Below are 22347 nucleotides of genomic sequence, written 5' to 3'. Positions count from 1 at the left end.
GTTTTGTTATCCGGTTTGAAGCCGTATGACCACTCCCTTTTGTGGGCAACTGTCAGGTGAATACCATCTCCATACAGTAATTTCATTTTGCAGCCCCTCATCCCCAGCCCTTCTCCCGCGCGGGGAGAAGGGAGCTCAAACCGCAGCTATTCAGGATCATGGTAGTGGCTTGGTTGGACGTCGGCATTAGGGCGACGGTTATATGGGGGAAGAGTTCAACAGTCTGAAATAACCGCTGGGATATGAAGTAACCGCCATGGCGTGAGGCTAGCGCGATACAGTCCCCTCACCCTAGCCCTCTCCCCTTGAGAGAGGGCTAGGGTGAGGGGATCTGGCCGGTCGGATGTCGCAACCAGGCGGCATGACACCGCTGAATCTCAGTTATTGAAATTCCACGCGATTGGCAGTTCGACATCGAAGACGAGCTGATCCCCGTCGAGGGTGAAGGCCACGCTGGTCTGGTGCTGGTCGTATTCGTCGATAAGGCGGCAGCTCTCGGAAAAGTTGGATTCGTAGCTGAGGCGGGCAGTGCCGCCGGTGCGAGCCTCGTCGAGTTCCACCCCCAGCACCCGCAGGGGATCCTTCTGGCTGAGCTTGACCCGGCTGTCACCCACATCCACCAGCCGCTCCAGCAGGGGGAAGAAGTCCTGCTTGTTGGCCTCGATGGCCCGGGCGATGACCTGCTCCAGTTCGGCGGCGCTGGCAAGGGCGGGATCCAGCGTGTAGCGGGTCTGGATGCTTTCCTGAGTCATATTGTGCTCCTTGGGGCAATGAACCTGCGTCGGCCATCAGCACGATAGGCGGTGAGCAAGGCATGCCTAGCCATTAAATAAGGTGGTGATTCATTCTGGTGGATAAAACCATCACAAAAAACCGATGAAGGCAGCATATTGCTTCTCATCAGGCGGGAATGCGGCCATTGCGCACCAGGGCCCGGCGGATATTTTTGCACATCTTGCCGAAGCGGTTGAGCTCGTCGAAGCTGGGCGGGATGCCGCGATCGATCTGATATTGCCAGTAGCAGAGGTCCGTATCCACCAGCTCCATCAGCTTCTTGGGGCAGCCGATGCAGGTGTTGTCCGGTCCGCATTTGAAGGTATCCGGTTGATAGAGCGGAAATTCCGCCTTCACGGCGTCGATGATCTGCTGCATGGCGGTCATGCGGTCCGGCTTTCTGCTCACGGCCTGGCTCCCCGGCGGTTTGTATGGGGGAGTCATTATATCCCTGACAAAATGTGGGCCAATGACGCTTAGGAGGTAGTCCGCCTTTCGTGCACGCCACTGCGCCCCGGATCCTGCGCCTGCTTCCCCCCTGGTGGCCTCTTCTGTCTGGCGCCGTTTCGGGTCATGATTAAAGCCCCGAACGAACCACTTTTTGACTGACCCCTCTGGAGGTGTGATGAGACCCTGTGCCCTGCTGTTGCTTTTTCCCCTGGTGTGCCAGGCCGAGGCCAGTCCGAGTGAACCCGTGCAGGAAGGTACCCTGGCCAATCAGCAGCTGATCCGTGATGCCATGGTGGGGGTCGCATCCTGGGTGGACACCAAGGGGTGTGACGCGCCGGAGCGTTTCGTGCCCGTGGTACTGCAACTTCCCGAGGGGGAGCCGGGCAGTCGCCACTGGCAGGAGCGCTGGACGGTGACGGGCTGTGGCAACGACTATCCCGTGGTGATCGATTTTCGGGAGACCGGGATGCAGAGCGCCATGTGGACCATTGCCCGATAGGGTCGGCGCCGCCATCTGCGAGCTGCAAAGATGACAACGCCCGGCAAGCCGGGCGTTGTGGGAGGAGAGGCAAGTGCCGTCCTGCAAGGGGGTATGGCCCCTTAGAAGTCGTGGTAGAGGGGCCAGCCGAGCAGGGGGTGGCGGATCCCGGCGCGCATTTCCATGTTGTCGAGCTTCTCCGGCGAGGCGTCCTCTTTTTGCAACTGCTGGTACTGGCGCACAAAGCCGAGGGTATGCAGCAGGTTGGGCACAAAGCCCGGGCTCAGCTCCTGACGCAGGGCGGCGGCCATGTCGGCGGGGAGCGCGCCCAGCATCAGGGTGAGCTGGGCGGCGAGGTAGTCGGTGTCGTACCAGCCCTCGTCGAGCTCAATCTCCCGCGCCAGCTTGCGCTTGAGATCCTGCTTCACCTTGAGGGGGGCGGCGCCACTGCCCTTGCCGCAGAGGATGCGGTAGAGCAGGGCCTCGGCCAGCTTGTCCTCCATGGTGGGGTGGTCGCTCTCGCAGGCGAAGAAGTGCTGGTCGATGAGCGCCATCAGGCGGCTCTTGTTGTGCTCGGTCAGCGCCTTCTCGTACTCCTGCCACCCTTGCCACTCCTCCACATCGGGGGGGCTGGAGATCTTGTCCAGCAGGCGCGCATCCACGTCACCGTAGAGGCTGTTGCCAGCCTGCTTGGGGCTGACGGTGATGAGCATGGACCAGCCCTTCTGGAACGGCTTGATGGGGCCTTCCGGCGCCTGCAACAGGGCCAGTGCCTTGGCCGGATCCCGTTGGGAGAGCTCCTGCAGACCGAGGCTCACCACGCCGATGACGTCGTGGGCCGCTTGCTCCAGCAGGTGCATCTTGTACTTGTTGTAGTACTTGTCGGCGAATTTGAGGCTCATCAGCACCGCCTTGCCTTTGATGGCGGCGAGCTGCTGCTGACTCAAGAGTTCGTTGTCGCGGCCAAAGCGCAGCACCTGGGTCAGAAAGGGGCCCTGGTTGGCATCGCGAATGACTAACTGCATGAATGGGCTCCTTAATCCAGAAAGCTGAACATGTCGTCGACGTCACCGTACTCGTCTTCCTCGACCTTGTTCTTCTCTTTGGCCTGCATCACCAGCTCGGCGGCAAACTTGTTGATGATGCCGTCCCAGGTGGAGTGCTCGTTGCGCAGCAGCGACTTGATGGATTTTTCCACCTCGGGGGCCAGCTCGCGAATGAGCATCAAGAGGCTGCGCGGGTCGTCCAGCGCATAGTCGTGGCTGTCTTCGGCCTGCTGGCGCTCGCTGTAGCGCAGGGACTCTTCGAGATCTTCCTCTTCGGCGTGCAGCACGTCGCGATAACCTTCGTCCTCTTCATAGCGATCGCCGCGATAGAACTCGATGAAGGGGATGGCGAGGTAGAAGAGACCGGCCGGATCTTCGGCCACGCACTCGAGGATCTCCCGCTGCTTGGCCTCGCTCTCCTGGGTGCGGATCAGGTAGTTGAGGAAGTCGAAGGTGTGCTGTTGCAGTTCGTCGGCGTTGTTCTTGATCGCCTCTTCCCAGTAGAGGGGCTGCTGGCAGACGATGTCGCGGATCCGCTCCGGGGTCATCAGCTCGGAGATGATGGAGGGGAAGGAGATGTCGTGCTGGCCGTTGATCTGGGCCAGGGTAACGATATCAATATTTTCAATCACTTCTGCCAACTGGTCGTCAGACATGGTCTTGGCGATCAGCTCGAACTTCTCGCTGGCCTGCTTCGGCTCGATGACGGCCAGCTCTTTGATCTCGATGGCGGTAATTTCTATCAGACTGTTGCTCATGCCTTGCCCCAATTAGAAACGGACTTCGTCGTACATATCCTGATCGCCGTCGTCATCACCATAGCGGTCACTGCCGCCATGGTAGTCGGCGTCGGCATCTTCCCCGTCTTCCTCTTCTTCGTCCCGCAGCTCATAGTCGTCATCGCCGCGGTGGCTGCCGCGCGGTAGCGGGTTGTCCAGCAGGAACAGCACGGCGCAGGCTTCCATCAGCTGATCTTCGCTCTGGGCCCGCACCGCCTTGACCAGCGGCAGGACGGCGTTGCTGAAGCCGACGCTCACCTTGAACTCGTCCCAAGAGGGCTGCTCGCCGCTGGCGAGCCACTTGTTCCACTGCGACTTGGCCTTGGGCGGGAACTGCACCCGGCCATAGAGGGCAAGCGGCAGGTATTCGGGCATGAACTCCAGCATGCTCATGTCGGCCAGCAGCAGGGCCTTCATCTGGTCGGTGAACTGCTCGAGCCCCTTGGGGTCGTCCTGATCCCGGTAGGATTCGATGTTCTCGCTGGCATCGCTTTGCAGGGCCTTGAGCCGTGCCTGGTCCCATTTTTTTTGCATAGTCGCTCTTCTTGCCTGGTGGCTCAGGGGTAGAACTGGTCCCACATCTCCTGCATGGCAGCAGCGGGATCGGTCACGATGACGTTGTTGAAATCCTTGATAAAGGCGGCCCGCTGTTTCGGATCGGACAGCACTTCATAAGCCTGCTTTACCTGGTGCAGCCGGGCGGCTGCCTGCTCTTTCTCTTCTTCGCTCGCCCCGTGCAGCTTGTCGGGGTGGTACTGGTTCGACAGCCGTCGATAGGCTTTTTTGATGTCGTTTTCACTGGCATTGGACTTGACGCCCAACACCCGGAAGTAGTTGTTCATGACGGATCCTGCCTCACTGGCATGGTGGAATTCATCCTGTGTCGACCTGGTGGCGCAACGTCGGCAAACCAGGCTCGGCAAAAACCGGAGATTTTAACGGAAAGCCGGCGCCTCTGCCATGAAAGTGCGGTCTTTCTGTACGAAAAGAGCGGGCGGTGCGAGATGGCGGCGGGACTACACTGGCAGAGGGGGGCGGCAGGCCCCGGCGTTGCCCGGCCCCCTCTTGTCCGAACCATCCGGATTCTGCCGTCACAAGGAGTCATCGCCATGGTCAAGTCCGCGTTTTTCGTGCTCGCGCTGGCAGGCAGTGCCGCCTCTGCCAGCGACATATTGCCCGCCTCGCCGCTGATGGGGGATGTCACCAGGGCCCAGTTCATGGATCGCGCCGCCCAGCGCTTCGCCTTGCAGGACAAGAACGGTGACGGCGTGCTGTCGGTTGCCGAGAAAGAGGCCAACCTGGCAAAGCTGGCTGGCGTGATGCAACAGGCTGGCAAGCCGGTCCCGGAGCGGATGAGCCAGCTCAAGCCGTCGCGGGAGACCTCCAGGGCCCAGTTCATGGCGCGGCAGGAGGCGCTCTTCTCTCGCCTGGACAAGAACGGTGACGGGGTGATCGGAGAGTCTGAGCGTCTCGATATCAAGGCCAATCTGGAGAAGCGGGCGATGGAGGCCGCCCAATAGGGCGGGTTGTCAGCCCTCTGATGAAAAAGAGCCCGGTAGCGATACCGGGCTCTTTGCATCTCTGGCATGAAGGGGGCTACCAGCTTGCCCAGTGCAGCCGCAACCTGAGCCCCCAGGCGCTGCTCCAGCCGGTGGTGCTGCTCACCAGAGCCCCATCCTTGATGACGAGGAAGGTTGGCGTCACCCCCACCTGCCAGCGGGCGGCCAGATCCCCGGACTCGTCGTTGTGGGTGGGGAAGGTCAGCCCCTTCTTCGCCATCCCGGCGCGCAACGGTTCATCGCTGCCGGAGCGCAGGGCCACCGTCAGCACATTTTCACCCTCCTGCCAGAGCTGCTCCACCGTGGGAGTGGTGAAGCGGCACACCCCGCACCAGCTGGCCCAGTAGTAGACCAGCAGGGGCTTGCCGCGGCTCTGCTCGGCCAGAGTGGTGGTGGTGCCGTCCTGCAGGGTGAAGGGGGCCTCCATGGCCCCCGCCGGCAGGGTGGGGCTGCGCCACAGATCCACCAGGGTGGTGATGACGAGCGCCATCAGCAGCAGCCAGAGCGCCTCCTTGCCCCAGCGGCGCCAGCGGGGGGCCTTTATGCCTGCATCCTCGGCCATGGCTTAGCTCCGCTTGGCCAGCTCGGCTTTCACCAGCTGCTCCAGCTCGTCATAGGGAATGGCACCCGGCACCAGCTGGTTGCCGATAAGGGTCGCCGGGGTGCCTTGCACGCCGAGCAGGGTGCCGATGCGCAGGCTGTTGCGCAGCTCTTCGGTGGCCTTGCCTGCGGGCTTGAGGGTCAGGTTGTCGGTGGCGGCCAGCGCCTTGTTGATGTCCGTCTCGGTCAGCATCCCCTGCTTGCTCATGAGCTTGTCGTGCAGTGGGAGGAAGCGGGCAGGATCCTGTTGCCACAGGGTCAGGCTGTACTGGGCCGCCTTGGCGGAGGTCTGCCCCTTGAACGGCAGCAACTTGATCACCAGCCCCAGATCGTCCGGATAGGCCGCGAGCAGCTTGGCGACCGCCGGGTCGAACTGCTTGCAGTAGGGGCAGTTGTAGTCGGTGAACAGCACCAGGGTCAGCTTGGGATGCTTGGCGCCGAGGCGCGGGCTGGTGGGGCTGTTGAACAGCACGTCCTGGTTGCCCTTGATGAAGTCACCCATCTGGGCCTGCTGTGTCGCGGCGTTCTGTTTCTCCCAGGATTCGGCTGCCTCGTCGAGGATCCCGGGGTTGGCGATCAGGGTCTCGCGAATGAGCTCCTTGATGCGGGCCTCCTGCTCCGGGGTGAAGGGGGCGGCGTGCAGCGTAGGGGTGCCTAGGGTGGCGGCTACCAGGGCGGTGCAGAGGGTCAGGGTTCGCAGTCTCATGGCATTCTCCTTAGAAATGGGTGGCATCGGCCTGAACGAGGCCGGCCTTGTGCAAGCTGTCGAGCAAGTCGGCCTTGTCCAGCAGGGGAGAGAGGATCTCCCCTTCCGGCAGGCCGGGCCCGTAGATCTGGTTGAAGGGAACGGCGGCGGCGCCACGCTGGCGCAGGAAGGCGGAGATGGCATCGCTCGGCCGGCTCCAGTCGCCGCGAAGGGCCACCACGTCCGGGGCCGACAGGGAGCGCTGCACCTCGTCACGCAGCAGCACGTTGTATTTGTTGGCCTTGCAGGTGACGCACCAGTCGGCGGTGACATCCACGAAGACCCGCTTGTTCTGGGCCAGGGCGTCGGCGATGGCCTGTTCGGAGAGCGGCTGCCAGGCGATGCGATCGACGCTGCCACCCCCTTTCACCGTGAGGGCGCCCCCCAGCAGCAGGGCGCCGCCGATGAGTGCCGAGAGAGAGAGGGCCAGCGTGAAACCGCGCAGGCCATAGCGCCAGAGGATGCCCATCAGCAGCGCCAGCACCATGGCGGCCATCAGCCAGCCGGTGGCCGTGCTGCCCAGATGGTTGCCAAGCAGGCTCGCCAGCCAGAGGCTGGAGCCCAACATCATCAGCCCGAGCAGGATGCGCAGTCGCCCCATCCAGCGGCCCGGTTTGGGCAGCCAGAGGGCGAGGCGCGGCAGGGCCGCCACCAGCAGCCAGGGCAGGCTCATGCCAAGGCCGAGGGCCGTGAAGATGAGCCAGAGCTGGCCGAGGGGCGCCGCCAGGGCAAAGGCCACCGCGGTGCCGAGGAAGGGGGCCGAGCAGGGAGTGGCCAGCAGGGTGGCGAAGCTCCCCTGCAGGAAGTGACCGCCGAGCCCCTCGCCGCCGCGGGTGGCGAGGCGAGTGTTGAGGTTGCTGGGCAACCTTATCTCGAACAAGCCCAGCAGGTTGGCGCAAAACAGCAGGGTGACCAGCACCATGAAGCCGATGAAACCGGCGCTCTGGAACTGGATCCCCCAGCCGACCGCCCCTTGTGTGGCGCGCAGCAGGCTGCTCATGGCCGCCAGCACCCAGAAGGAGGTGATTATCCCCGCGCTGGCGGCGAGGAACTGTTTGCGCACGCCTCCTTGTTCGCTCTCTTTCTGCTGCAACACGGTGCCGAGTTTCAGAGCCAGCACCGGCAGCACGCAGGGCATCAGGTTGAGGATGAGACCGCCGAGCAGTGCCGCCCCCAGCAGCCAGAGAAGTGGCTGCTCGGGGGCCGGCAGGGCGAGGGGATCGGCGATGGTGGCGCGGGTCTGCCAGGCCTGCTCGCCGCTACCGAGCAGCAGGCCGAGGGATTGGCCGCGCAAGTCAGGGGCATCCCCCTGCCAGCCGTCGCTGACCGACACACGGGCGATCAGGGTGGTGCCGCTTACCTCGAGCGCGGGCTTGCCGAACTCGGCCCCCTCCAGCGCATCGATGAAGAGCGCAGGCGTCTGCCACCCCTCGACCCGCTCGGCCCGCAGTTGCAGCTGGTTGTGCTGGTAGCCGAGCTCGACCCGGGTGTCGGCAGGCAGCGTCTGTGGCAGGGTGCTCATGGCCCGGGCCCAGGCGAAGTCGAAACCGGCCGGCGCCTGCCCATCCACCGTCAGGGTGAAGGGGTAGTCGGTCAGGATGCAGACGTTGCTGCAGGTGGAGAGGCGCAAGGTGCCCTTGAGCGGCTGCCCGGCCGGGTAGTCCAGGCTCAGGGGGAAGCGTACCTGCTCCTGATAGCCCTGGGTGCTGAGCCCGGCTACCTCGAAGGGGCGCGGCGTGGGCCAGTGCCACTGGAAGTCGCCGACCGGCTCATCCCACAGGATCTGGGGCGCAATGCCCCCTTCACCCGGGCTGTGCCAGTAGGTCTTCCAGCCGGACTCCAGCTGGACATCGAGCAGGATGCGGGTTTGATCCGGGACGCTGCGGTCGGCTTGCAGCCTGACCTTGGCGTGACTGTTCTGGGGGCGGGTGAGCCACCCCGTATCGCTGGCCAATCCGCTGGATTGCCATAGCAGGCTGCCCAGTAGCAGGGCCGCCTTGAAGAGATTCGACATGTGTTGGGTCTCGCAAAAAATGAGTGACAGCAGGCTGAAAAAGCGCGGCTGAACTCATTCCCGCCAGACGCAGAGGGTGAGGTGCAGTCGCCGCTCCGGCGGCGAGACATTGATGGGGGGAGGCAGTGCCGGCGCGCGCCGTGACAGGGGTACCAGCAGGGCAATCACGAAGGCGATGGCGAAGAAGAGTTGCTCCACGCACAACAGACTGGCGGCGCTCAGCCACTTGCCGTTGAGCTGGCAGCTATTGGGCTGCACACTGGCGGGCGTGCTCTTGTCGGCCTGGTCGTCGGCCGAGGCGAACTGGGGCAGGGTCTGGCAACTCATGGCGTGATCGAGCAGGGCGAGGCGGGCCAGCGGCTGGGCCGCGCAATTGAGCACCAGCAGGCAGACCAGCAGCAGGAGTCGTGTCGCCGCGCGTTGTTGCAAAATCATGCTCGCCCCGTTCATCAAGATGGCCACATCCTAGCGGGCAATGGCGGGTGGGGCAAGCCGGGGTGGCCGGTGGCGTCCGGGGCTGGTCGGTTCTGTCTGGCGAACGCTTGTTCGCTAAAAGGGGGACCAGTATACTGCGCCGAGTCAAATTCCGAGGTGTTCGATGCTCAAACTTGCCCGTGTGCTGCTGCTGGCACTGCTGCTCGTCTTCTGGTTCCTGTTCGGCCTGTTGCTTTGTCTGGTGCGCCCGCGCCACCCGAACAACGTCTATGTCTTCGCCCGCATGTATCATGCGGTCTGCCCGCTGATCGGCCTCAAGGTCCGGGTGACGGTGGCCGACGAGGTCAAATCGGTGGGGCCGGCGGTCTACGTCTGCAATCACCAGAGCAACTACGACATCTTCACCGTGACCGGCGCCGTGCAGCCCGGCGTGGTGGCGGTGGGCAAGAAGAGCCTGCTGTGGCTCCCCTTCTTCGGCCTCATCTTCTGGCTCTCCGGCAACGTGCTGATCGACCGCTCCAACCGCTCCCGCGCCATCGGCACCATCGGCCAGGTGGTGGATCGCATCAAGCATCGCGGCACCTCCATCTGGATGTTCCCGGAGGGGACCCGCTCCCAGGGGCGTGGTCTGCTGCCGTTCAAGGCGGGGGCCTTCCACACTGCCGTCCAGGCCGAGGTGCCCGTGGTGCCCATCGTCTGCTCCAGCTACTTCGGTCAGGTCGATCTCAACCGCTGGGACAACGGCGAGGTGCTGCTGGAGGTGATGGCCCCGGTGTGCAGCAAGGAGCACGGCGCCGCCGGCATCCGCGAGCTCTCCGACACCTGCCGGGAGAAGATGGAAGCCAAGCTGGCGGAGCTGGATGGCAAGCTTGGCCATCGGCCGGCGGCCTGAGCCCGGTTGCAGAGAAGAGAGGGAGCCGCTGGCTCCCTTTTTTATTGGTGAAAATCACCATCTTGTTGGTTTTTTTCACCACGCCGTATCCGTTGAACATCCATCGTTAACTTTCATCTAATTGTAAATAAAGGAAAAAAGCATTCTGGCACGGCTCTTGTAATGTCATGGGAAGAGAGTGATACCCCATCAACAAGGAGCCAGACCATGAGCGTATTCAGCCGCCTGACCGACGTGATCAATGCCAACTTGCACAGCCTGCTCGACAAGAGCGAAGAGCCGGAGAAGATGCTGCGGCTGATGATCGAGGAGATGGAGCAGGTCCAGATCGAGATGCGTACCCAGGCCGCCCGCGTCATCGCCGAACAGAAGCAGCTGGAGCGCCATCAGCAGGCGCTGCGCCACCAGATCCAGGAGTGGTCGGCCAAGGCCGAGCTCGCCATTCAGAAAGGCCGGGAAGATCTCGCCCGCGCCGCCCTCACCGAGAAGCTGGCCGAGGTGAAGCAGTGCGAACGGCTGGAAGAGGACAAGGCGCGGGTGGCCGAAGTGCTGGCCCAGCTCACCGCCGACAGCGAGCGACTGGCGGCCAAGCTGACCGAGGCGCGGGAGAAGCAGAAGATGCTGACCCTGCGCGAGCAGACCGCCCACAGCCGCATCCGCGCCCGTGCCCAGGTGGACAACCAGCGCATGCACGAGCTGGTGGCCCGCTTCGACGGCTTCCAGAACCGGGTCGATCAGCTGGAGGCCCAGCTGGAGGCGGCGACCCTGGGGCAGAATCCGTCCCTCGAGGCCCAGTTCCGCGAGCTGGAGCTGAACGACGAGATTGAGCGGGAGCTGGCCCGGCTCAAGGGTCAGAAGGTGGAGGCATAACATGACACCCTGGCCCAAGGATCTCGCCCATCGCAAGCTGACCGGGGTCTGCGCCGGTCTTGCCAGAGGGCTGGGGGTGTCCAGAGTGACGGTGCGGGTGGTGGCCCTGCTCGCCCTGATCCTGATGCCGCCGCTGGCCCTGGCGCTCTATCTGGTGGGGGGGCTCGTCATGCCTCCCCGCCGTGAACTTCAACGCTGGCTGGGGTGATCTCCGGATCGCTCCGTCGGCAAGTGCAAGCCCGTGAGGAGCACAACATGCTGGAATTTATCGTCTTGATCCTGGTGCTGATCGGCATGGCGCTGACCGGATTCACCGTGCTGGCCATGCTGCTGGTGAGCGGGGTCTTCGTGCTGTTTGGCGCCCTGGCCGGCATGTTTGCCCTCATCATCAAGCTGGCGCCCTGGTTGCTGGTGGTGCTGGTGGTGTGCTGGCTCCTCAGCAACAGGCGCAAGCAGTCGAACACCTACCGTTAAGCCTCCCTGATTTCGCATCCTTCCTTGGCCACTGCTTGCAGTGGCCCTTTTTATGGGGGCGACACAGGGTCGGTGTGCGGGGTGGCAAGCCAGGAAAGGCTCCAGCCGTGCCACAACGCCGGCTCGTGCACCAGGCGCTCCTTGAACGCCTTGCTCTGCTGCTTGAGGCGGTACTCGAGGCGCAGCGCCTCGCGTTTGCCGGGGACCTCCTGCTGCCATACCAGGGAGAGGGGGCCCTTGCCGCGCAGGGCTCTGGCCCCCTTGCCGTTCTGGTGCTGACGCAGTCGCCGCTCGGGATCCGTGCTGATCCCCGCATAGAGTGCCCCGGTGCCGGTGCGCACCAGATAGACAAACCAGCGGGAGGGAGTGGTGGTGGCGAGGGTCACGAGGTACGCCACCTGGCCCGCTGGCGCCCAAGCCGGTGCAGGGGCAGCAGGCTCACCAGCAGGCCGGCCCAGACGAAGGCAAAGCCCACGGATTTCACCGGATCCGGGATCTCGCCAAACCAGAAGAGGGCGAGCAGGAAGGCGAGGCTCGGCTCTATGTATTGCAACAGCCCCACCGTGCTCATGGGCGTGCGCGCCACCGCATAGCAGAAAAGCCCCACCGGCAGCAGGGTGGCGGGGGCACTGCCCATCAGCAGCAGGCGATCTGTCCAGTCACCGGCCATAAACTGGCTGGTGCCCTGCAAGGTCAGCCAGACGATGATGAGAAGGGCGACGGGCAACTGCACCAGGGACTCCAGATAGAGGCTGGTACCGGCGTCCAGTCTCACCTTCTTCTTGATGAGGCCGTAGAGGGCGAAGTTGGCCCCCATCACGAGGGAGAACCAGGGCAGCTGGCCGTAGGAGAAGAGCATGTAGGCGAGCCCCGCCAGGGCGAGCGCCACCGCCAGGTGTTTTTGCGGGGTGAGCTTCTCTTTGAGGAAGAGCACCGCAAAGGCGATGTTGAAGAGTGGGGTCATGAAGAAGGCGAGGCTGGTGGCCAGCACCTGGCCCGTGGTCAGGCACCAGGTGAACATGCACCAGCTGATGGACATCACTGGGCCCGCCAGCAGCACGAGGCCGAGCTGCCGGGGATCGCCGCGCAGGGCCCCCCAGGGCACCCGCTGGCCGAGGAGCAGAAGCAGGCCTCCCAGCAGCACCACGGACCAGAGCACCCGGTGGGAGAGCAGTTCCCACATGTTGATCTCGGGCATGAACTGGTAATAGAGGGGCAGCATGCCCCACAGCACGAATGAGAGGGCCGCGCTGCCGGTGCCCATCCAGTTCTTCATCTCTCTCCGTTTATTAAACTAAACAATGGCGGCTGCATGATAAGTATCCGCCGCTCCTTTCACAAGCGGGAGCGGGGAGAAAACTCTGGTACTATCGGGCCCATGAACCGACTCGATCCCCTGTTTGAACAGATCCGGGCCTGCCGCCTGTGCGAGGCCCACCTGCCACTCGGCCCAAGGCCGGTGATCCGCGGCAACGAGCGCGCCCGTCTGCTCATCATCGGCCAGGCCCCCGGCACCCGGGTACACGCCAGCGGCATCCCCTGGGACGATCCCTCCGGCGATCGGCTGCGCTTGTGGCTCGGGGTGGACAAGGCCACCTTTTACGATGAATCCCGCATCGCCATCATGCCCATGGGGCTCTGTTACCCCGGCAGGGGCAAGTCGGGGGATCTGCCCCCGCGCCCGGAATGTGCCCCCACCTGGCACGACAAGGTACTGATGCTGCTGCCCAACATCGAGCTGACCCTGCTCATCGGCCAGTATGCGCAGGCTTACTACCTGAGGGCGGCGGCGAAAGGATCGCTCACCGAGACGGTGCGACACTGGGCGGACTATGGCCCGGCCTGGTTGCCGCTGCCGCACCCGTCCCCGCGCAACACCCTCTGGCTCAGGAAGAACCCCTGGTTCGAGCAGGGGGTGATCCCCCATCTGCAGCAGCGGGTCGCCCCCCTGCTTGACCCGGCAGGCTAGAGCGCCGGCTCGGCCTGGGGCTTGGGCTTGCTGCGGGCCATGGCGACCAGCGGCAGTATGATGCACAGGCACCCCAGCAGCAGCGGCAGCCTTGGCTGTTCGTCAAACAGCCAGACCCCGATGGCGACCGCCATCAGCAGCCCGGTGTACTCCGCCGAGGCGATCTTGCTCGCCTCCGCCTTGCGGTAGGCCATCACGCACAATCCTGCATAGACCATGATGAGCGCCGAGGAGCCGAAGGCGGGCCACCACATCTGCCATTGCCACTCGCCCCCTTCCCACCAGGCCAGCGCCAGGATGAAGGGCATGCTCAGCACATTGGTGAAAAACAGGGTCTGGGCGATGGGCTGCTGGAGCGGGATGCGCTTGATCAGCAGGTTGTTGACCGCCAGGGAGAGCGCCACCCCGAGCGCCGCCAGGGCGGCCCAGTTTACCTCGGTCGGGCGCAGCACGATGAGCACTCCGACGAAGCCGAGCAGCGCCGTCAGCACCTTCTGGCGCGAGAGTGCCTCCCCCGCCAGCCAGACCGCGAGCGGCACCATCAGCAGCGGGGCGGCATAGAAGAGGGCGTTGGCGGTGGCGAGCGGCAGCCGGGTGAGGGCGACCACCATCAGGCAGACACCGACGGCCCAGATATGGGCTCGCAGCAGGTGCCACTTGATGGCTACCGGCGGGTTGCGCCGCCAGGACCAGAGCAGCCAGGGGGCGAGCAGCAGGGCTGCGGAGAGCTGGCGGAAAAAGACAAACTGGAAAATGGGCTGGTCCGGCTCCAGCACCTTGACCAGGGCATCGGAGAAGACCGCCACCATGTTGCCGAGCACCAGATAGAGGATGCCTATCCCGACTGCATTCATACCACCTCCAGATTCAGATGAGGGGAAGGTAGCCCGCGGCCTGTTATCCAGTAAAATGATAAAAAATCATCACGCATGAGAAATTTGGATAATGAAGCTGCCCCCCCTGCGCGCCGTTCAATATTTCGAGGTGGTTGCCCGCCTGCTGAGTTTTTCCCGCGCCGCCCTGGAGCTCAATGTCAGCCAGAGTGCGGTCAGTCACCAGATCCGTCTGCTGGAGGATTTTCTGGGGGAGCGGCTGCTGCTGCGCCAGGGGCGACTGCTCTCCCTGACGCCCCAGGGGGAGATCTATTTCGAGGGGATCGCCGCCGGGCTGGTCCAGATTGCCCAGAGCAGCGAGCAGTTGCGCGGTGGAGGCGAGATGCGGGTGCGGCTCGCGGTCTACAGCTCCTTTGCGGTGAAGTGGCTGATCCCGCGCCTGGCCGGGCTGCGCCAGCTCTATCCCGAGCTGGATCTCAGCCTGGAGATGGTGGCGGAAGATCCCGAGCTCTCCGACAGGGTGGCGGACGGTTTCATCACCGTCTCCCCCGAAGGGCCGGGCTACATGCACGATCTGCTCTATCGGGAGCGGCTGATGCCGGTGTGCAGTCGCCGGATGTGGCAGCAGGTGGAAGGGGAGTGGCCCGCCACCCTGTGGCAGTTGCCGCTGCTCTCCATCCAGGCTATCTACCGCGAGAAGGGGGAAGATTGGCGGCGCTGGGCCGAAATGGGGGGGCTGACTATTCCCCCCGAGGCGAGGGTGCACCATTTCAGCCATATCCTGCTCGCGCTGGAGGCGGCGAACTGGGACCAGGGAATGGCGCTCATCAATGACTACATGTTGCAGCCGGAAGATCCGCGTCTGGTGCGGCTGCCCCTGCACGCCCTCGAGACCGGCGACAACTTCTATTTCGTCTTCAAGCGCTCGCGCGCCCATGAACCCGCCATCAGCCGGTTGCGTCAGTGGCTGTGGCAGGAGTCGCAGGCGAGCCTGAGACCCGGGGAAAACGAGCCTCTCAGGCGCGTCTGAACGTGCTGGGCGCCCTATGCAGAATGGACGGCACAGCCCACGACGCAGGAGTCTGATTCGGGAGGCCTGATGGCACTGGCGAGACCAGGGCCATCAGGAGCGGGTCAGGTGCGCTTGAACTGGCTCAGTACAAAGAGGGTGGTGGCGCAGACTACGACCGAGGGACCGGCCGGGGTGTCCTGATACCAGGAGAGGGCAAGGCCCCCCAGCACGGCAAGACAGCCTGTCAGGGCGGCAAAGCCGGCCATCTGCTCCGGGGTCTGGCTGAAGCGGCGGGCGGTGGCGGCGGGAATGATCAGTAAGGAGGTGATGATGAGCGCCCCGACGAACTTCATGGCCACGGCGATGACCAGGCCTATCAGCAGCATCAGCACGCAGCGCAGCACATCTACCCGCACCCCTTCCACCCGGGCCAGCTCTTCCGAGATGGTCATGGAGAGCAGGGGATCCCAGAGCCGCCACAGGGTGAGCAGCACCAGGGCGCCGCCGCCGTAGATCCAGAGCAGGTCCATGGGCTGCACCGAGAGCAGGTCGCCAAACAGGTAGGCCATCAGATCCACCCGCACGTTGTCCATGAAGCTCAGGGTGACCAGACCCAGCGACAGGGCGCTGTGGGCCAGAATGCCGAGCAGGGTGTCGGTGGCCACCTGCTGGTTGCGGCTCATGATCACCAGCAGCATCGCCATGGCGAGGCAGCAGACCACAACCGCCAGGGTGAGGTCCACCTGCAGCAGGATGCCGAGGGCGATGCCGAAGAGGCAGGCATGGGAGAGGGTGTCGCCAAAATAGGCCATCTTGCGCCACACCACGAAGCTGCCAAGCGGCCCGGCCAGCAGGGCGATGCCGAGTCCGGCCGCGAGGGCGTATAACAGAAAGCTGTCCACGTGAAGATCCTAGTTGTTGCGAGAGGGCAGGCGGATGACGGGAGCCTGCGGTTCATGATGATGGTGTTCGCCATCGCAGTGGTGATGGTGGGTATAGACCGCCAGCACCTCCCGCTCCGGTCGCCCGAACAGGCGGGCAAATTCCGGGTGGCGGGCCACGCTCTCCGGCTCGCCGTGGCAGCAGACGTGGCGATTGAGACAGATCACCTCGTGAGTGCTGGCCATCACCAGGTGCAGATCGTGGGAGACCATCAGCACGGCGCAGTGGAACTCGGCGGCCAGCTGGCTGATGAGGGCATAGAGCTCGATCTGGCCCGTGATATCTACCCCTTGCACCGGTTCGTCCAGCACCAGCAGCTCGGGCTTGACCAGCAGGGCGCGGGCCAGCAGTACCCGCTGCATCTCGCCACCGGAGAGCTTCTGCATCCGGTTGTCCAGCAGATCCTGGGCGCCGACCCGATTGAGCGCCTCCTCGATGGAGAGGCGGCTGTTCTTGCCAAGCTGCAGGAAGCGGCGCACCGTCAGGGGGAGGGTGGGGTCCAGATAGAGGCGCTGGGGTACATAGCCGACCCGCAGATCGCGGCGGCGGACGATGTCCCCCGAATCTGGGCGGAGCAAGCCCAGCACCAGCTTGCTCAGAGTGCTCTTGCCCGCCCCGTTGGGGCCGACCAGGGTGGTGATTTTGCCTTTGTTCAGGGTAAAGGAGACCTTGTCGAGCACGAGTCGTCCGTCAAATGAGAGACAGACCTCTTTCAGCTCCACCAGTTGGGTCATGACAGCTCCGGGGTTTACAGCCTGTGAGAGTTATAATATAACAGTGATGTTGGTTTGTTATATTATCACACACACACACCCTGACGAGACCTCTATGCGAATTCTTGCTTTGATCACTGCCCTGATGGCGGTGAGTCTGCCTGTCCGTGCCCTCGAGGTGCTGACCACCATCAAGCCCCTGGGCTTCATCGCGGCGGCGATCACCGATGGTGTGAGCGAGCCCGGGGTGCTGCTGCCCACCGGTGCGTCGCCCCACGATTTTTCCCTGCGCCCTTCCGACATGCGCAATATCAAGGAGGCCGATCTGGTGGTGTGGGTCGGTCCCGAGCTGGAAGGCTTCATGGCCAAACCCCTGGCCCAGCATCCTCATGTATTGACCCTGACCCAGGTTCCCGGCATGCCGCTGTACAACTATGCGACCCAGGGGGAACATGACGATCATCACCATGATGAGAAGGATCATGACCATGCCGCCCACGACCACGGCTCGCACGACGAGGGCCATGAAGGGCACCACCACGAAGGGGTGGATCCCCACATCTGGCTGGGTCCAACCCAGGCCAAGGTGATTGCCAAGGCGATCGCGACCGAACTGGGCAAGCTGGATCCTGCCAACCAGGCGCACTATGCCGCCAATCTCGCGGCCTTCGAGGGCAAGGTTGACGCCCTGGACAAGGTGATCGCCGTGCAGATGAAGGCGGTGGATCAGAAGGGCTACTTCGTGTTCCACGAAGCCTATGGATACTGGGAGCGTCACTACGGCATGAGCTCCAAGGGACACTTCACCGTGAGCCCGGAGCGTCGCCCGGGAGCCAAGACGCTGATTGACATCCGCAAGGCGCTGGAAGAGAAAAAGGCGAGCTGCATCTACGCCGAGCCGCAGTTCTCCCCGGCGGTGATCGAGTCGGTTGCCCGCAATACCGGGGCCAAGGTGCTGCTGCTGGACGAAGTCGGCGAGCGGGTGCCGCTCGGTCCGGACGGTTATCCGCAATTCATGCAGCAGTTGGCGGATGCCTTCGCCCAGTGCCGCTAGGCCTTGCCCGACATTGACGATAGAGGCGGCGCGGCCAACTATACTGACCTCCAGCATCTGATATGGAGTGTCAGTCATGAAATGGTTGCTCATCTCTGCCTGCACGCTGACCCTGCTGGGATCCGGCATACAGGCATCCGGTCTTTCCGAACACATCGCCAGCCCGGAACTCAGGGCAAAAATGCAGGCGGTCTATGGCGCCAGAGCGATCCAGCGGTCCGAGGCCTTCTCTCGTCTGCTGACGCCAAGGGCCGGAACGACGGACCAGCAGAAGCTGGAGCTGGTGAACAACTACTTCAACAACCTGACCTACAGCGAGGATCCCAGACTGTGGGGGGATGATGATTATTGGGCCAATCCGCTGGAGTTCATCGGGGCGAGAGGGGGGGATTGCGAGGACTACAGCATCGCCAAGTACTACACCCTGATGGAGCTGGGGGTCGACGAGAAGAAGCTGCGGCTGGCCTATGTGAAGGCAATTCGTTACAACCAGTTCCACATGGTGACGTTGTACTTCCCGACCATCAAGTCAGATCCCCTGGTGCTGGACAACATCAATGGCCGCATCCTGCCGGGGAGCAAGCGCAATGATCTGCAGCCGGTTTACAGTTTCGATGCCAAAAGCATCTGGATCATGAAATCCCGCCGCGAGGGAACCCTGGCGGGGAGTGCCGATCGCCTGGCCCAGTGGACCTCGATGCAGAGCCGGTTCTCCAGCGAGCATCTGCGCTCCCCCCGTCGCCAGCTATAACTTGCCCGCCGCCTTCAACTCCTCGAAATATTTTCCCGCGCCCGGATGCTGTTCGACACTCAGCACCGGGCCTATTTTGTTGCGCGCCTTGTGAAACAGGTTCGCATAGCCATAGGTCTGTTCGTTGAAACTGGTTTGCTGGCTCAGCATGGCCCGGGTCAGCCGATAGACCTCGTCATCGGGAGTGGCGGCATTGGTCACCAGGGTGGCGGCGATGGCGAAGGTGGGGGTTGCCTTGAGGTTGCCCGGGTAGATGCGTGCCGGCACCTGGCTGCGCTGGTAATACCTGACCCCTTTGAGCAGCTGGTCCCTTACGGGCCCCTCGATCGCCAGGAAGCGCACGGCGCAGCGCTTGGCGGTGTCCAGCACGATGCGGTTGGGATGACCCATGACAAGGCCATAGGCATCGATCTTTTTATTGCACAACGCTTCGGAGAGATTGGCGACGCTCTTCAAATCGAGATCTTGCTCCTTTGTGCCCAGAACATTGAACAGGGCCAATGCCGTTTGACGAGTCCCTGAACTCTTCAGGCCCATGTCGATGGGGGCCAGCTTGAGCTGCTCCAGGGTGGTGATATCCCCATCGGCTCGCACCACTATGGTGAAAGGTTCGGCGTGGGTGGCAAAGAGCGCCCTCAGCTCGGGTTGTGGCTGGGCAGCGAAAGGCCCGGTGCCCTGGCTGGCCTGATAGAGCCAGTCGGACTGGACGAGCGCATAGGGTACCTCTCCCGTTTTCAGCTGGCGGAGATTTTCGATGGACCCGGAGCTGGCCTGTAGTTTGCAGGGCATCGTGGGGTCACTTTTTTTGGCCAGTCTGCAGAACTCCTTGATGACCTGATAATAGATGCCTTGCTCCCCCCCTGTGCCTATGGTCATGGTGGTCGCGTGCAGGGTCGGTTGCCACAGCAGGGCGAGCAGCAGCAGCGGGATCCTCATGATGCATTCTCCTGAGTGGCATAACCATCGATGCCCCAACTGCGCAGCATGTCCACATCGCTTACGTCGCCGGCTTCCGCCAGCAAGGTGTAGCCGGAAGCATGGAGGCATTGGGAGAGCAGGTTCCAATAAAGGGGGGACTGGGTGAGCTGGCAACTGATGAAGACAGGTCTGATGGGGTCGAGCCTGGCCAGATTGTCGTTGTTCATCGGGATGTTGCTGAATGCCAGCTCAATCCCCTGGGACTGGAGTGCGGTCAGTCGTTCCTCGGCCAGAGGGGGGAAGATCGCCAGGTCCCAGCGCCAGTCCAGCGTCTTGCCACGAGCGCTGGTCAGCACGGGGGCAAACTGCGCCCAGTCTGGGTGGCCGAGCAGGCTGAGAGGCAGCTGAAGTCCTTCCGCCTTCTGAGTCAGCCAGTCGTTGAGCAGCCCCCGAATTTCATCCGGCGAGCTGTCCGTGGTGGGGGGGTGCTTGGGTAGCAGGCGGCTGTAGAGCCTGATACTCCCCTGAGTGGAGAAGAAATGCTGCTGATAGGTGTTGCCATTGGTGTCGACCAGACCAACGAGCTTCTGGTGGGTCGGGAGAGCGTCGTGCTTGCCAAGCTGGGTGATCTTGAGCCGTTGTTGCAGCAGGTCCCGCTTGCGTTCAGAGACCAGTTGGTTGATGGAGACAACGACTTCCTGCAATTCGCGAAGCCACGGGGTTGGCAGGTTGCCGCTGAACTGGCGTTTGCGGATCCGGGCCAGTTGCAGACTGATCTGTTCGAGGGGGCGCAGCAGGCGGCGGCACACCCAGGTGATCACCAGGCTGAACACCAGCAGGCCGGCGAGCAGCGCAAGTCCGGTACGACTGATGGCGTTCCACAGATGTTGGTAGGCGTAACCCTTGTGTCCCTCGAGCGTGAGGGTACCGAGAATGCGCCAGCCGTCGGTCAACTCCTGCTCAATCTTGACCGGTGGCATGTCGATAACTGAGGGGAGCCAGCCTGGAACATTTTGCTGTGCGGTGTGGAACACCTTCTGGAACAGCTCCTGGCCATCCGGATCCAGCAGAACGACGGAGTTGACGAAGCCTCCGTCGAACATGGCGTTCACTATGGTCTCGGCAAGGACCTTGTCATCGTTGAGCAGAGTGCCCTGCAGCACCAGCCCCAGTGCGGTGATGGCGGTTTCAAGGTTGGCCGACATCTGGTCGAGAATAGACTGTCGTACCGTCGTGATCTCCAGCACGAGCAGCAGCGCGGCGCCGATGGTGAAGAGGATCAGGATGATTACATTTAACAATTTTGCCAATGACATACCCACTCCATGGAGATGTTTTTGCAACATTTTCTGGGCCGGAGAGCACCACAACCGGACTTGGTTCTTAAAAATAGAAAAAAATGGCTGAAAATGACGATCATTTCTGCCCATGCTGGAAGGTTATGCATAAAATGTGAGTTTCGTGCATGGAGCTATGAACTTTTTGTAAGTATTTAGGTCTAAAAGCCAGATATTCGGTTTTTCATAATAAAAATTCATAAAAACAGACCCACAACCACCACCCTTAGATCTAATAACAGGATAGCGGATGAAACGTCTCCGTCCCTTGGTAGCCCAGGCTGCCAATTGGGAACCCCCGGTTCCCCGCAAGCATTTCTATGCCATGCTATTGCTCACGGCCATGACGCTGTCAGCGGTAGCCGTATTGCCAGCTCCCGGTGACATCCTGGAGCGGCCACTGCGTCTGGAGTTGCCGATCGCCACCACGGGCACCGCAACCAACGAAGACAACACCGACTTCAACGACATTCCGGATCACGAGCTGGTCGAGTCAGCCGCTCCCGAAGACGACATCCCGGCCGATGCCACGCCTCAATGGCAAGATTACCGGGTTCGCAACGGCGAGAACCTGACCACCATCTTCAACAACTTGGGGCTGTCCACCACCACCCTCTACAAGGTGCTGGATGCGGATGCCAAGAACAACCTGGCGCGTCTCAAACCCGGTCAGACCATCGAGTTGCTGATCGATCAGGACAACATTCTGCAGCAGTTGAAGATCCGCCTGAACATCAAGCAGACCCTGGTGCTGGAGCGTACCGACGACACCTATAGCGCCAACATGCTCAATGAAGAGGTAGAGTGGCAGCAGAAGAGCTATGACGGTGTCATCAACGGCAGCTTCTACGTCAGCGCCCGCAATGCCGGTATCCCGGCCAACCACATCCAGAAGATTGCCAACCTGTTCCAGTGGCGCCTCAACTTCGCCAAGGATTTGAAAAAAGGTGACAAGTTCAAGGTGCTGGTCCGTCAGGAGACGGTCGACGGCAAGAGTACGGGCAATACCCAGTTGCTGGGGGTCGAGGTGTTCAGCCAGAGCAAGGCCGTGTCAGCCTGGTTGTCGGAAGATGGCAACTATTATGACGGTCAGGCAAACAGCCTGGAGCGCGGTTTCCGCCGTTATCCGACTCACAGCCGTTACCGGGTCAGCTCCAGTTTCAACCCGAATCGCCGTCATCCCATTACCGGGCAGGTCCGGCCCCATGAGGGGACCGACTTTGCCTTGCCGGTAGGCACGCCCATCATGGCGACCGGTGATGGTGTGGTCCTCAAGGCAACCAGCCACCCGCTGGCAGGCACCTATGTTGTGATCAAGCACGGGCGTACCCTGATGACCCGTTATCTGCACCTGAGCAAGCTGCTGGTCAAGCCGGGCCAGAAGGTGAAGATGGGTGACAAGATTGCCCTCTCCGGCAACACGGGCCGCTCCACCGGTGCTCACCTGCACTACGAGGTGCGCATCAACAACCGCCCGGTGGATCCCATGAAGATCAAGCTGCCGATGGCGGAGCCGCTCTCCGGCAAGGACAAGCGTCAGTTCCTCACCAAGGTGAAGAGCTACCGGAAAGAGATGGAGGCGGGCTGAACGGCTTCCTCCTGACGAAAAAGGCCCCGCCAACTGGCGCAATGCTGATCAGTTAAGGATCCATTGACCGATCCTTCTGCTGTAGGACAATCCGGAACCAATCACTAGTTCCGG

At 62.6% G+C, this 22347-nt stretch carries 28 protein-coding genes; 11 read left to right on the top strand and 17 right to left on the bottom strand.

All coding sequences use genetic code 11. The features are described from left to right. Nucleotides 1-377: 377 nt before the first annotated feature. Nucleotides 378-752: a hypothetical protein gene (locus tag PG887_RS17870; RefSeq protein ID WP_270822462.1), complete on the bottom strand. Its 375-nt coding sequence runs from the start codon at nt 750-752 to the stop codon at nt 378-380. Nucleotides 753-900: 148 nt separating this feature from the next. Further along, complete coding sequence (locus PG887_RS17865) at nt 901-1152, bottom strand: hypothetical protein (protein WP_039039818.1); 252 nt, start codon at nt 1150-1152, stop codon at nt 901-903. Between the two features lie 247 nt (nt 1153-1399). On the opposite strand from PG887_RS17865, the gene PG887_RS17860 reads away from it, so the two are divergent. Then, the gene (locus PG887_RS17860; RefSeq protein WP_270822461.1) at nt 1400-1723 is read left to right on the top strand and encodes a hypothetical protein; all 324 of its coding nucleotides are present in this window, start codon (nt 1400-1402) and stop codon (nt 1721-1723) included. A gap of 101 nt (nt 1724-1824) precedes the next feature. Here PG887_RS17860 and atcC read toward each other — a convergent pair whose 3' ends face one another. The 4 genes from atcC to atcJ are packed head-to-tail and all read right to left on the bottom strand — an operon-like array spanning nt 1825 to nt 4369. Next, a complete protein-coding gene (gene atcC / locus PG887_RS17855; protein WP_270822460.1) occupies nt 1825-2727 on the bottom strand; it encodes a cold adaptation protein AtcC in 903 nt (300 codons plus the stop codon). A gap of 11 nt (nt 2728-2738) precedes the next feature. Continuing rightward, nucleotides 2739-3506 (bottom strand): cold adaptation protein AtcB, encoded by a 768-nt coding sequence (atcB, locus tag PG887_RS17850; RefSeq protein ID WP_270822459.1) that lies wholly within the window; start codon nt 3504-3506, stop codon nt 2739-2741. Between the two features lie 12 nt (nt 3507-3518). After that, nucleotides 3519-4061: a cold adaptation protein AtcA gene (gene atcA / locus PG887_RS17845; protein ID WP_103243784.1), complete on the bottom strand. Its 543-nt coding sequence runs from the start codon at nt 4059-4061 to the stop codon at nt 3519-3521. Nucleotides 4062-4084: 23 nt separating this feature from the next. Next, nucleotides 4085-4369, bottom strand: coding sequence for a cold adaptation protein ActJcold adaptation protein ActJ (atcJ, locus tag PG887_RS17840; protein ID WP_024943298.1), 285 nt, complete (start codon nt 4367-4369; stop codon nt 4085-4087). Between the two features lie 267 nt (nt 4370-4636). Here atcJ and PG887_RS17835 point away from each other — a divergent pair, with 267 nt between their 5' ends. Then, nucleotides 4637-5047: an EF-hand domain-containing protein gene (locus tag PG887_RS17835; protein WP_270822457.1), complete on the top strand. Its 411-nt coding sequence runs from the start codon at nt 4637-4639 to the stop codon at nt 5045-5047. A 76-nt stretch (nt 5048-5123) separates the two neighbouring features. Here PG887_RS17835 and PG887_RS17830 read toward each other — a convergent pair whose 3' ends face one another. The 4 genes from PG887_RS17830 to PG887_RS17815 are packed head-to-tail and all read right to left on the bottom strand — an operon-like array spanning nt 5124 to nt 8880. Next, nucleotides 5124-5648, bottom strand: coding sequence for a protein disulfide oxidoreductase (locus PG887_RS17830; RefSeq protein WP_270822456.1), 525 nt, complete (start codon nt 5646-5648; stop codon nt 5124-5126). Nucleotides 5649-5651: 3 nt separating this feature from the next. After that, on the bottom strand, nt 5652-6392 hold the full coding sequence (locus PG887_RS17825; protein WP_010672791.1) for a DsbA family protein: 741 nt from the start codon (nt 6390-6392) through the stop codon (nt 5652-5654). 10 nt (nt 6393-6402) lie between these two features. After that, nucleotides 6403-8445 carry a protein-disulfide reductase DsbD family protein gene (locus PG887_RS17820; RefSeq protein ID WP_270822455.1) on the bottom strand — a complete coding sequence of 681 codons (2043 nt, stop codon included), beginning with the start codon at nt 8443-8445 and terminating at the stop codon, nt 6403-6405. 54 nt (nt 8446-8499) lie between these two features. Beyond that, nucleotides 8500-8880, bottom strand: a complete 381-nt coding sequence (locus PG887_RS17815) for a hypothetical protein (protein ID WP_270822453.1) — start codon at nt 8878-8880, stop codon at nt 8500-8502. Between the two features lie 163 nt (nt 8881-9043). On the opposite strand from PG887_RS17815, the gene PG887_RS17810 reads away from it, so the two are divergent. From PG887_RS17810 to pspG, 4 genes are all read left to right on the top strand, one after another. Next, nucleotides 9044-9772 carry a 1-acylglycerol-3-phosphate O-acyltransferase gene (locus tag PG887_RS17810; RefSeq protein ID WP_039039739.1) on the top strand — a complete coding sequence of 243 codons (729 nt, stop codon included), beginning with the start codon at nt 9044-9046 and terminating at the stop codon, nt 9770-9772. Between the two features lie 207 nt (nt 9773-9979). After that, complete coding sequence (gene pspA / locus PG887_RS17805) at nt 9980-10642, top strand: phage shock protein PspA (protein ID WP_270822452.1); 663 nt, start codon at nt 9980-9982, stop codon at nt 10640-10642. 1 nt (nt 10643) lies between these two features. After that, on the top strand, nt 10644-10850 hold the full coding sequence (locus PG887_RS17800; RefSeq protein WP_128272301.1) for a PspC domain-containing protein: 207 nt from the start codon (nt 10644-10646) through the stop codon (nt 10848-10850). 47 nt (nt 10851-10897) lie between these two features. Further along, nucleotides 10898-11116 carry an envelope stress response protein PspG gene (gene pspG, locus PG887_RS17795; RefSeq protein WP_010672797.1) on the top strand — a complete coding sequence of 73 codons (219 nt, stop codon included), beginning with the start codon at nt 10898-10900 and terminating at the stop codon, nt 11114-11116. A 50-nt stretch (nt 11117-11166) separates the two neighbouring features. On the opposite strand, the gene PG887_RS17790 is transcribed toward pspG, so the two are convergent. Next, the gene (locus PG887_RS17790; protein WP_202016060.1) at nt 11167-11502 is read right to left on the bottom strand and encodes a GIY-YIG nuclease family protein; all 336 of its coding nucleotides are present in this window, start codon (nt 11500-11502) and stop codon (nt 11167-11169) included. Next, nucleotides 11499-12392 carry an EamA family transporter RarD gene (gene rarD, locus PG887_RS17785; RefSeq protein ID WP_266139960.1) on the bottom strand — a complete coding sequence of 298 codons (894 nt, stop codon included), beginning with the start codon at nt 12390-12392 and terminating at the stop codon, nt 11499-11501. The genes PG887_RS17790 and rarD overlap by 4 nt, the downstream gene beginning before the upstream one ends. A 102-nt stretch (nt 12393-12494) precedes the next feature. On the opposite strand from rarD, the gene PG887_RS17780 reads away from it, so the two are divergent. Beyond that, entirely contained in the window at nt 12495-13085 is a 591-nt protein-coding gene (locus PG887_RS17780) for a uracil-DNA glycosylase family protein (protein ID WP_041214394.1), read from the top strand. On the opposite strand, the gene PG887_RS17775 is transcribed toward PG887_RS17780, so the two are convergent. Continuing rightward, nucleotides 13082-13939, bottom strand: coding sequence for a DMT family transporter (locus PG887_RS17775; RefSeq protein WP_270822447.1), 858 nt, complete (start codon nt 13937-13939; stop codon nt 13082-13084). The two genes, PG887_RS17780 and PG887_RS17775, sit on opposite strands and share 4 nt — an antisense overlap. 91 nt (nt 13940-14030) lie before the next feature. On the opposite strand from PG887_RS17775, the gene PG887_RS17770 reads away from it, so the two are divergent. Then, nucleotides 14031-14948: a LysR substrate-binding domain-containing protein gene (locus tag PG887_RS17770; protein WP_042014956.1), complete on the top strand. Its 918-nt coding sequence runs from the start codon at nt 14031-14033 to the stop codon at nt 14946-14948. A gap of 104 nt (nt 14949-15052) precedes the next feature. Here PG887_RS17770 and znuB read toward each other — a convergent pair whose 3' ends face one another. Together znuB and znuC are read right to left on the bottom strand one after the other, a co-directional pair. After that, nucleotides 15053-15832: a zinc ABC transporter permease subunit ZnuB gene (znuB, locus tag PG887_RS17765; RefSeq protein ID WP_010672803.1), complete on the bottom strand. Its 780-nt coding sequence runs from the start codon at nt 15830-15832 to the stop codon at nt 15053-15055. A gap of 9 nt (nt 15833-15841) precedes the next feature. Next, nucleotides 15842-16606, bottom strand: a complete 765-nt coding sequence (gene znuC / locus PG887_RS17760) for a zinc ABC transporter ATP-binding protein ZnuC (protein WP_048209009.1) — start codon at nt 16604-16606, stop codon at nt 15842-15844. 94 nt (nt 16607-16700) lie between these two features. On the opposite strand from znuC, the gene znuA reads away from it, so the two are divergent. Both znuA and PG887_RS17750 read left to right on the top strand, forming a co-directional pair. After that, nucleotides 16701-17639, top strand: coding sequence for a zinc ABC transporter substrate-binding protein ZnuA (gene znuA, locus PG887_RS17755; RefSeq protein WP_270822445.1), 939 nt, complete (start codon nt 16701-16703; stop codon nt 17637-17639). A gap of 76 nt (nt 17640-17715) precedes the next feature. Next, nucleotides 17716-18390 carry a transglutaminase-like cysteine peptidase gene (locus PG887_RS17750; RefSeq protein ID WP_104455202.1) on the top strand — a complete coding sequence of 225 codons (675 nt, stop codon included), beginning with the start codon at nt 17716-17718 and terminating at the stop codon, nt 18388-18390. Here the strand turns inward: PG887_RS17750 and PG887_RS17745 are convergent. Both PG887_RS17745 and PG887_RS17740 read right to left on the bottom strand, forming a co-directional pair. Beyond that, nucleotides 18385-19326: a TAXI family TRAP transporter solute-binding subunit gene (locus PG887_RS17745; protein ID WP_270822443.1), complete on the bottom strand. Its 942-nt coding sequence runs from the start codon at nt 19324-19326 to the stop codon at nt 18385-18387. The two genes, PG887_RS17750 and PG887_RS17745, sit on opposite strands and share 6 nt — an antisense overlap. After that, nucleotides 19323-20624 (bottom strand): LapD/MoxY N-terminal periplasmic domain-containing protein, encoded by a 1302-nt coding sequence (locus PG887_RS17740; protein ID WP_270822442.1) that lies wholly within the window; start codon nt 20622-20624, stop codon nt 19323-19325. The genes PG887_RS17745 and PG887_RS17740 overlap by 4 nt, the downstream gene beginning before the upstream one ends. Nucleotides 20625-20895: 271 nt before the next feature. Between PG887_RS17740 and mepM the strand changes: the two genes are divergently transcribed. After that, nucleotides 20896-22233, top strand: a complete 1338-nt coding sequence (mepM, locus tag PG887_RS17735) for a murein DD-endopeptidase MepM (protein ID WP_270822440.1) — start codon at nt 20896-20898, stop codon at nt 22231-22233. Nucleotides 22234-22347 lie beyond the last annotated feature (114 nt).

The organism is Aeromonas sp. QDB14 (genome assembly GCF_027707845.1).
Lineage (GTDB): Bacteria > Pseudomonadota > Gammaproteobacteria > Enterobacterales > Aeromonadaceae > Aeromonas > Aeromonas caviae.
Note: the sequence above shows the minus strand (reverse complement) of the source record. Positions and strands in the feature narration are given on the sequence as shown.

What these genes read in the sequence shown, in the direction of transcription:
- PG887_RS17745 (WP_270822443.1), bottom strand. Translation starts at nt 19,326, where the DNA reads ATGAGGATCCCGCTGCTGCTGCTCGCCCTGCTGTGGCAACCGACCCTG.
- PG887_RS17750 (WP_104455202.1), top strand. Translation starts at nt 17,716, where the DNA reads ATGAAATGGTTGCTCATCTCTGCCTGCACGCTGACCCTGCTGGGATCC.
- znuA (WP_270822445.1), top strand. Translation starts at nt 16,701, where the DNA reads ATGCGAATTCTTGCTTTGATCACTGCCCTGATGGCGGTGAGTCTGCCT.
- znuC (WP_048209009.1), bottom strand. Translation starts at nt 16,606, where the DNA reads ATGACCCAACTGGTGGAGCTGAAAGAGGTCTGTCTCTCATTTGACGGA.
- PG887_RS17820 (WP_270822455.1), bottom strand. Translation starts at nt 8,445, where the DNA reads ATGTCGAATCTCTTCAAGGCGGCCCTGCTACTGGGCAGCCTGCTATGG.
- PG887_RS17865 (WP_039039818.1), bottom strand. Translation starts at nt 1,152, where the DNA reads ATGCAGCAGATCATCGACGCCGTGAAGGCGGAATTTCCGCTCTATCAA.
- PG887_RS17770 (WP_042014956.1), top strand. Translation starts at nt 14,031, where the DNA reads ATGAAGCTGCCCCCCCTGCGCGCCGTTCAATATTTCGAGGTGGTTGCC.
- pspG (WP_010672797.1), top strand. Translation starts at nt 10,898, where the DNA reads ATGCTGGAATTTATCGTCTTGATCCTGGTGCTGATCGGCATGGCGCTG.
- PG887_RS17830 (WP_270822456.1), bottom strand. Translation starts at nt 5,648, where the DNA reads ATGGCCGAGGATGCAGGCATAAAGGCCCCCCGCTGGCGCCGCTGGGGC.
- PG887_RS17870 (WP_270822462.1), bottom strand. Translation starts at nt 752, where the DNA reads ATGACTCAGGAAAGCATCCAGACCCGCTACACGCTGGATCCCGCCCTT.
- atcJ (WP_024943298.1), bottom strand. Translation starts at nt 4,369, where the DNA reads ATGAACAACTACTTCCGGGTGTTGGGCGTCAAGTCCAATGCCAGTGAA.
- PG887_RS17860 (WP_270822461.1), top strand. Translation starts at nt 1,400, where the DNA reads ATGAGACCCTGTGCCCTGCTGTTGCTTTTTCCCCTGGTGTGCCAGGCC.
- PG887_RS17810 (WP_039039739.1), top strand. Translation starts at nt 9,044, where the DNA reads ATGCTCAAACTTGCCCGTGTGCTGCTGCTGGCACTGCTGCTCGTCTTC.
- PG887_RS17815 (WP_270822453.1), bottom strand. Translation starts at nt 8,880, where the DNA reads ATGATTTTGCAACAACGCGCGGCGACACGACTCCTGCTGCTGGTCTGC.
- atcC (WP_270822460.1), bottom strand. Translation starts at nt 2,727, where the DNA reads ATGCAGTTAGTCATTCGCGATGCCAACCAGGGCCCCTTTCTGACCCAG.
- PG887_RS17800 (WP_128272301.1), top strand. Translation starts at nt 10,644, where the DNA reads ATGACACCCTGGCCCAAGGATCTCGCCCATCGCAAGCTGACCGGGGTC.
- PG887_RS17775 (WP_270822447.1), bottom strand. Translation starts at nt 13,939, where the DNA reads ATGAATGCAGTCGGGATAGGCATCCTCTATCTGGTGCTCGGCAACATG.
- PG887_RS17780 (WP_041214394.1), top strand. Translation starts at nt 12,495, where the DNA reads ATGAACCGACTCGATCCCCTGTTTGAACAGATCCGGGCCTGCCGCCTG.
- mepM (WP_270822440.1), top strand. Translation starts at nt 20,896, where the DNA reads ATGAAACGTCTCCGTCCCTTGGTAGCCCAGGCTGCCAATTGGGAACCC.
- PG887_RS17825 (WP_010672791.1), bottom strand. Translation starts at nt 6,392, where the DNA reads ATGAGACTGCGAACCCTGACCCTCTGCACCGCCCTGGTAGCCGCCACC.
- PG887_RS17740 (WP_270822442.1), bottom strand. Translation starts at nt 20,624, where the DNA reads ATGTCATTGGCAAAATTGTTAAATGTAATCATCCTGATCCTCTTCACC.
- atcB (WP_270822459.1), bottom strand. Translation starts at nt 3,506, where the DNA reads ATGAGCAACAGTCTGATAGAAATTACCGCCATCGAGATCAAAGAGCTG.
- atcA (WP_103243784.1), bottom strand. Translation starts at nt 4,061, where the DNA reads ATGCAAAAAAAATGGGACCAGGCACGGCTCAAGGCCCTGCAAAGCGAT.
- pspA (WP_270822452.1), top strand. Translation starts at nt 9,980, where the DNA reads ATGAGCGTATTCAGCCGCCTGACCGACGTGATCAATGCCAACTTGCAC.
- rarD (WP_266139960.1), bottom strand. Translation starts at nt 12,392, where the DNA reads ATGAAGAACTGGATGGGCACCGGCAGCGCGGCCCTCTCATTCGTGCTG.
- PG887_RS17835 (WP_270822457.1), top strand. Translation starts at nt 4,637, where the DNA reads ATGGTCAAGTCCGCGTTTTTCGTGCTCGCGCTGGCAGGCAGTGCCGCC.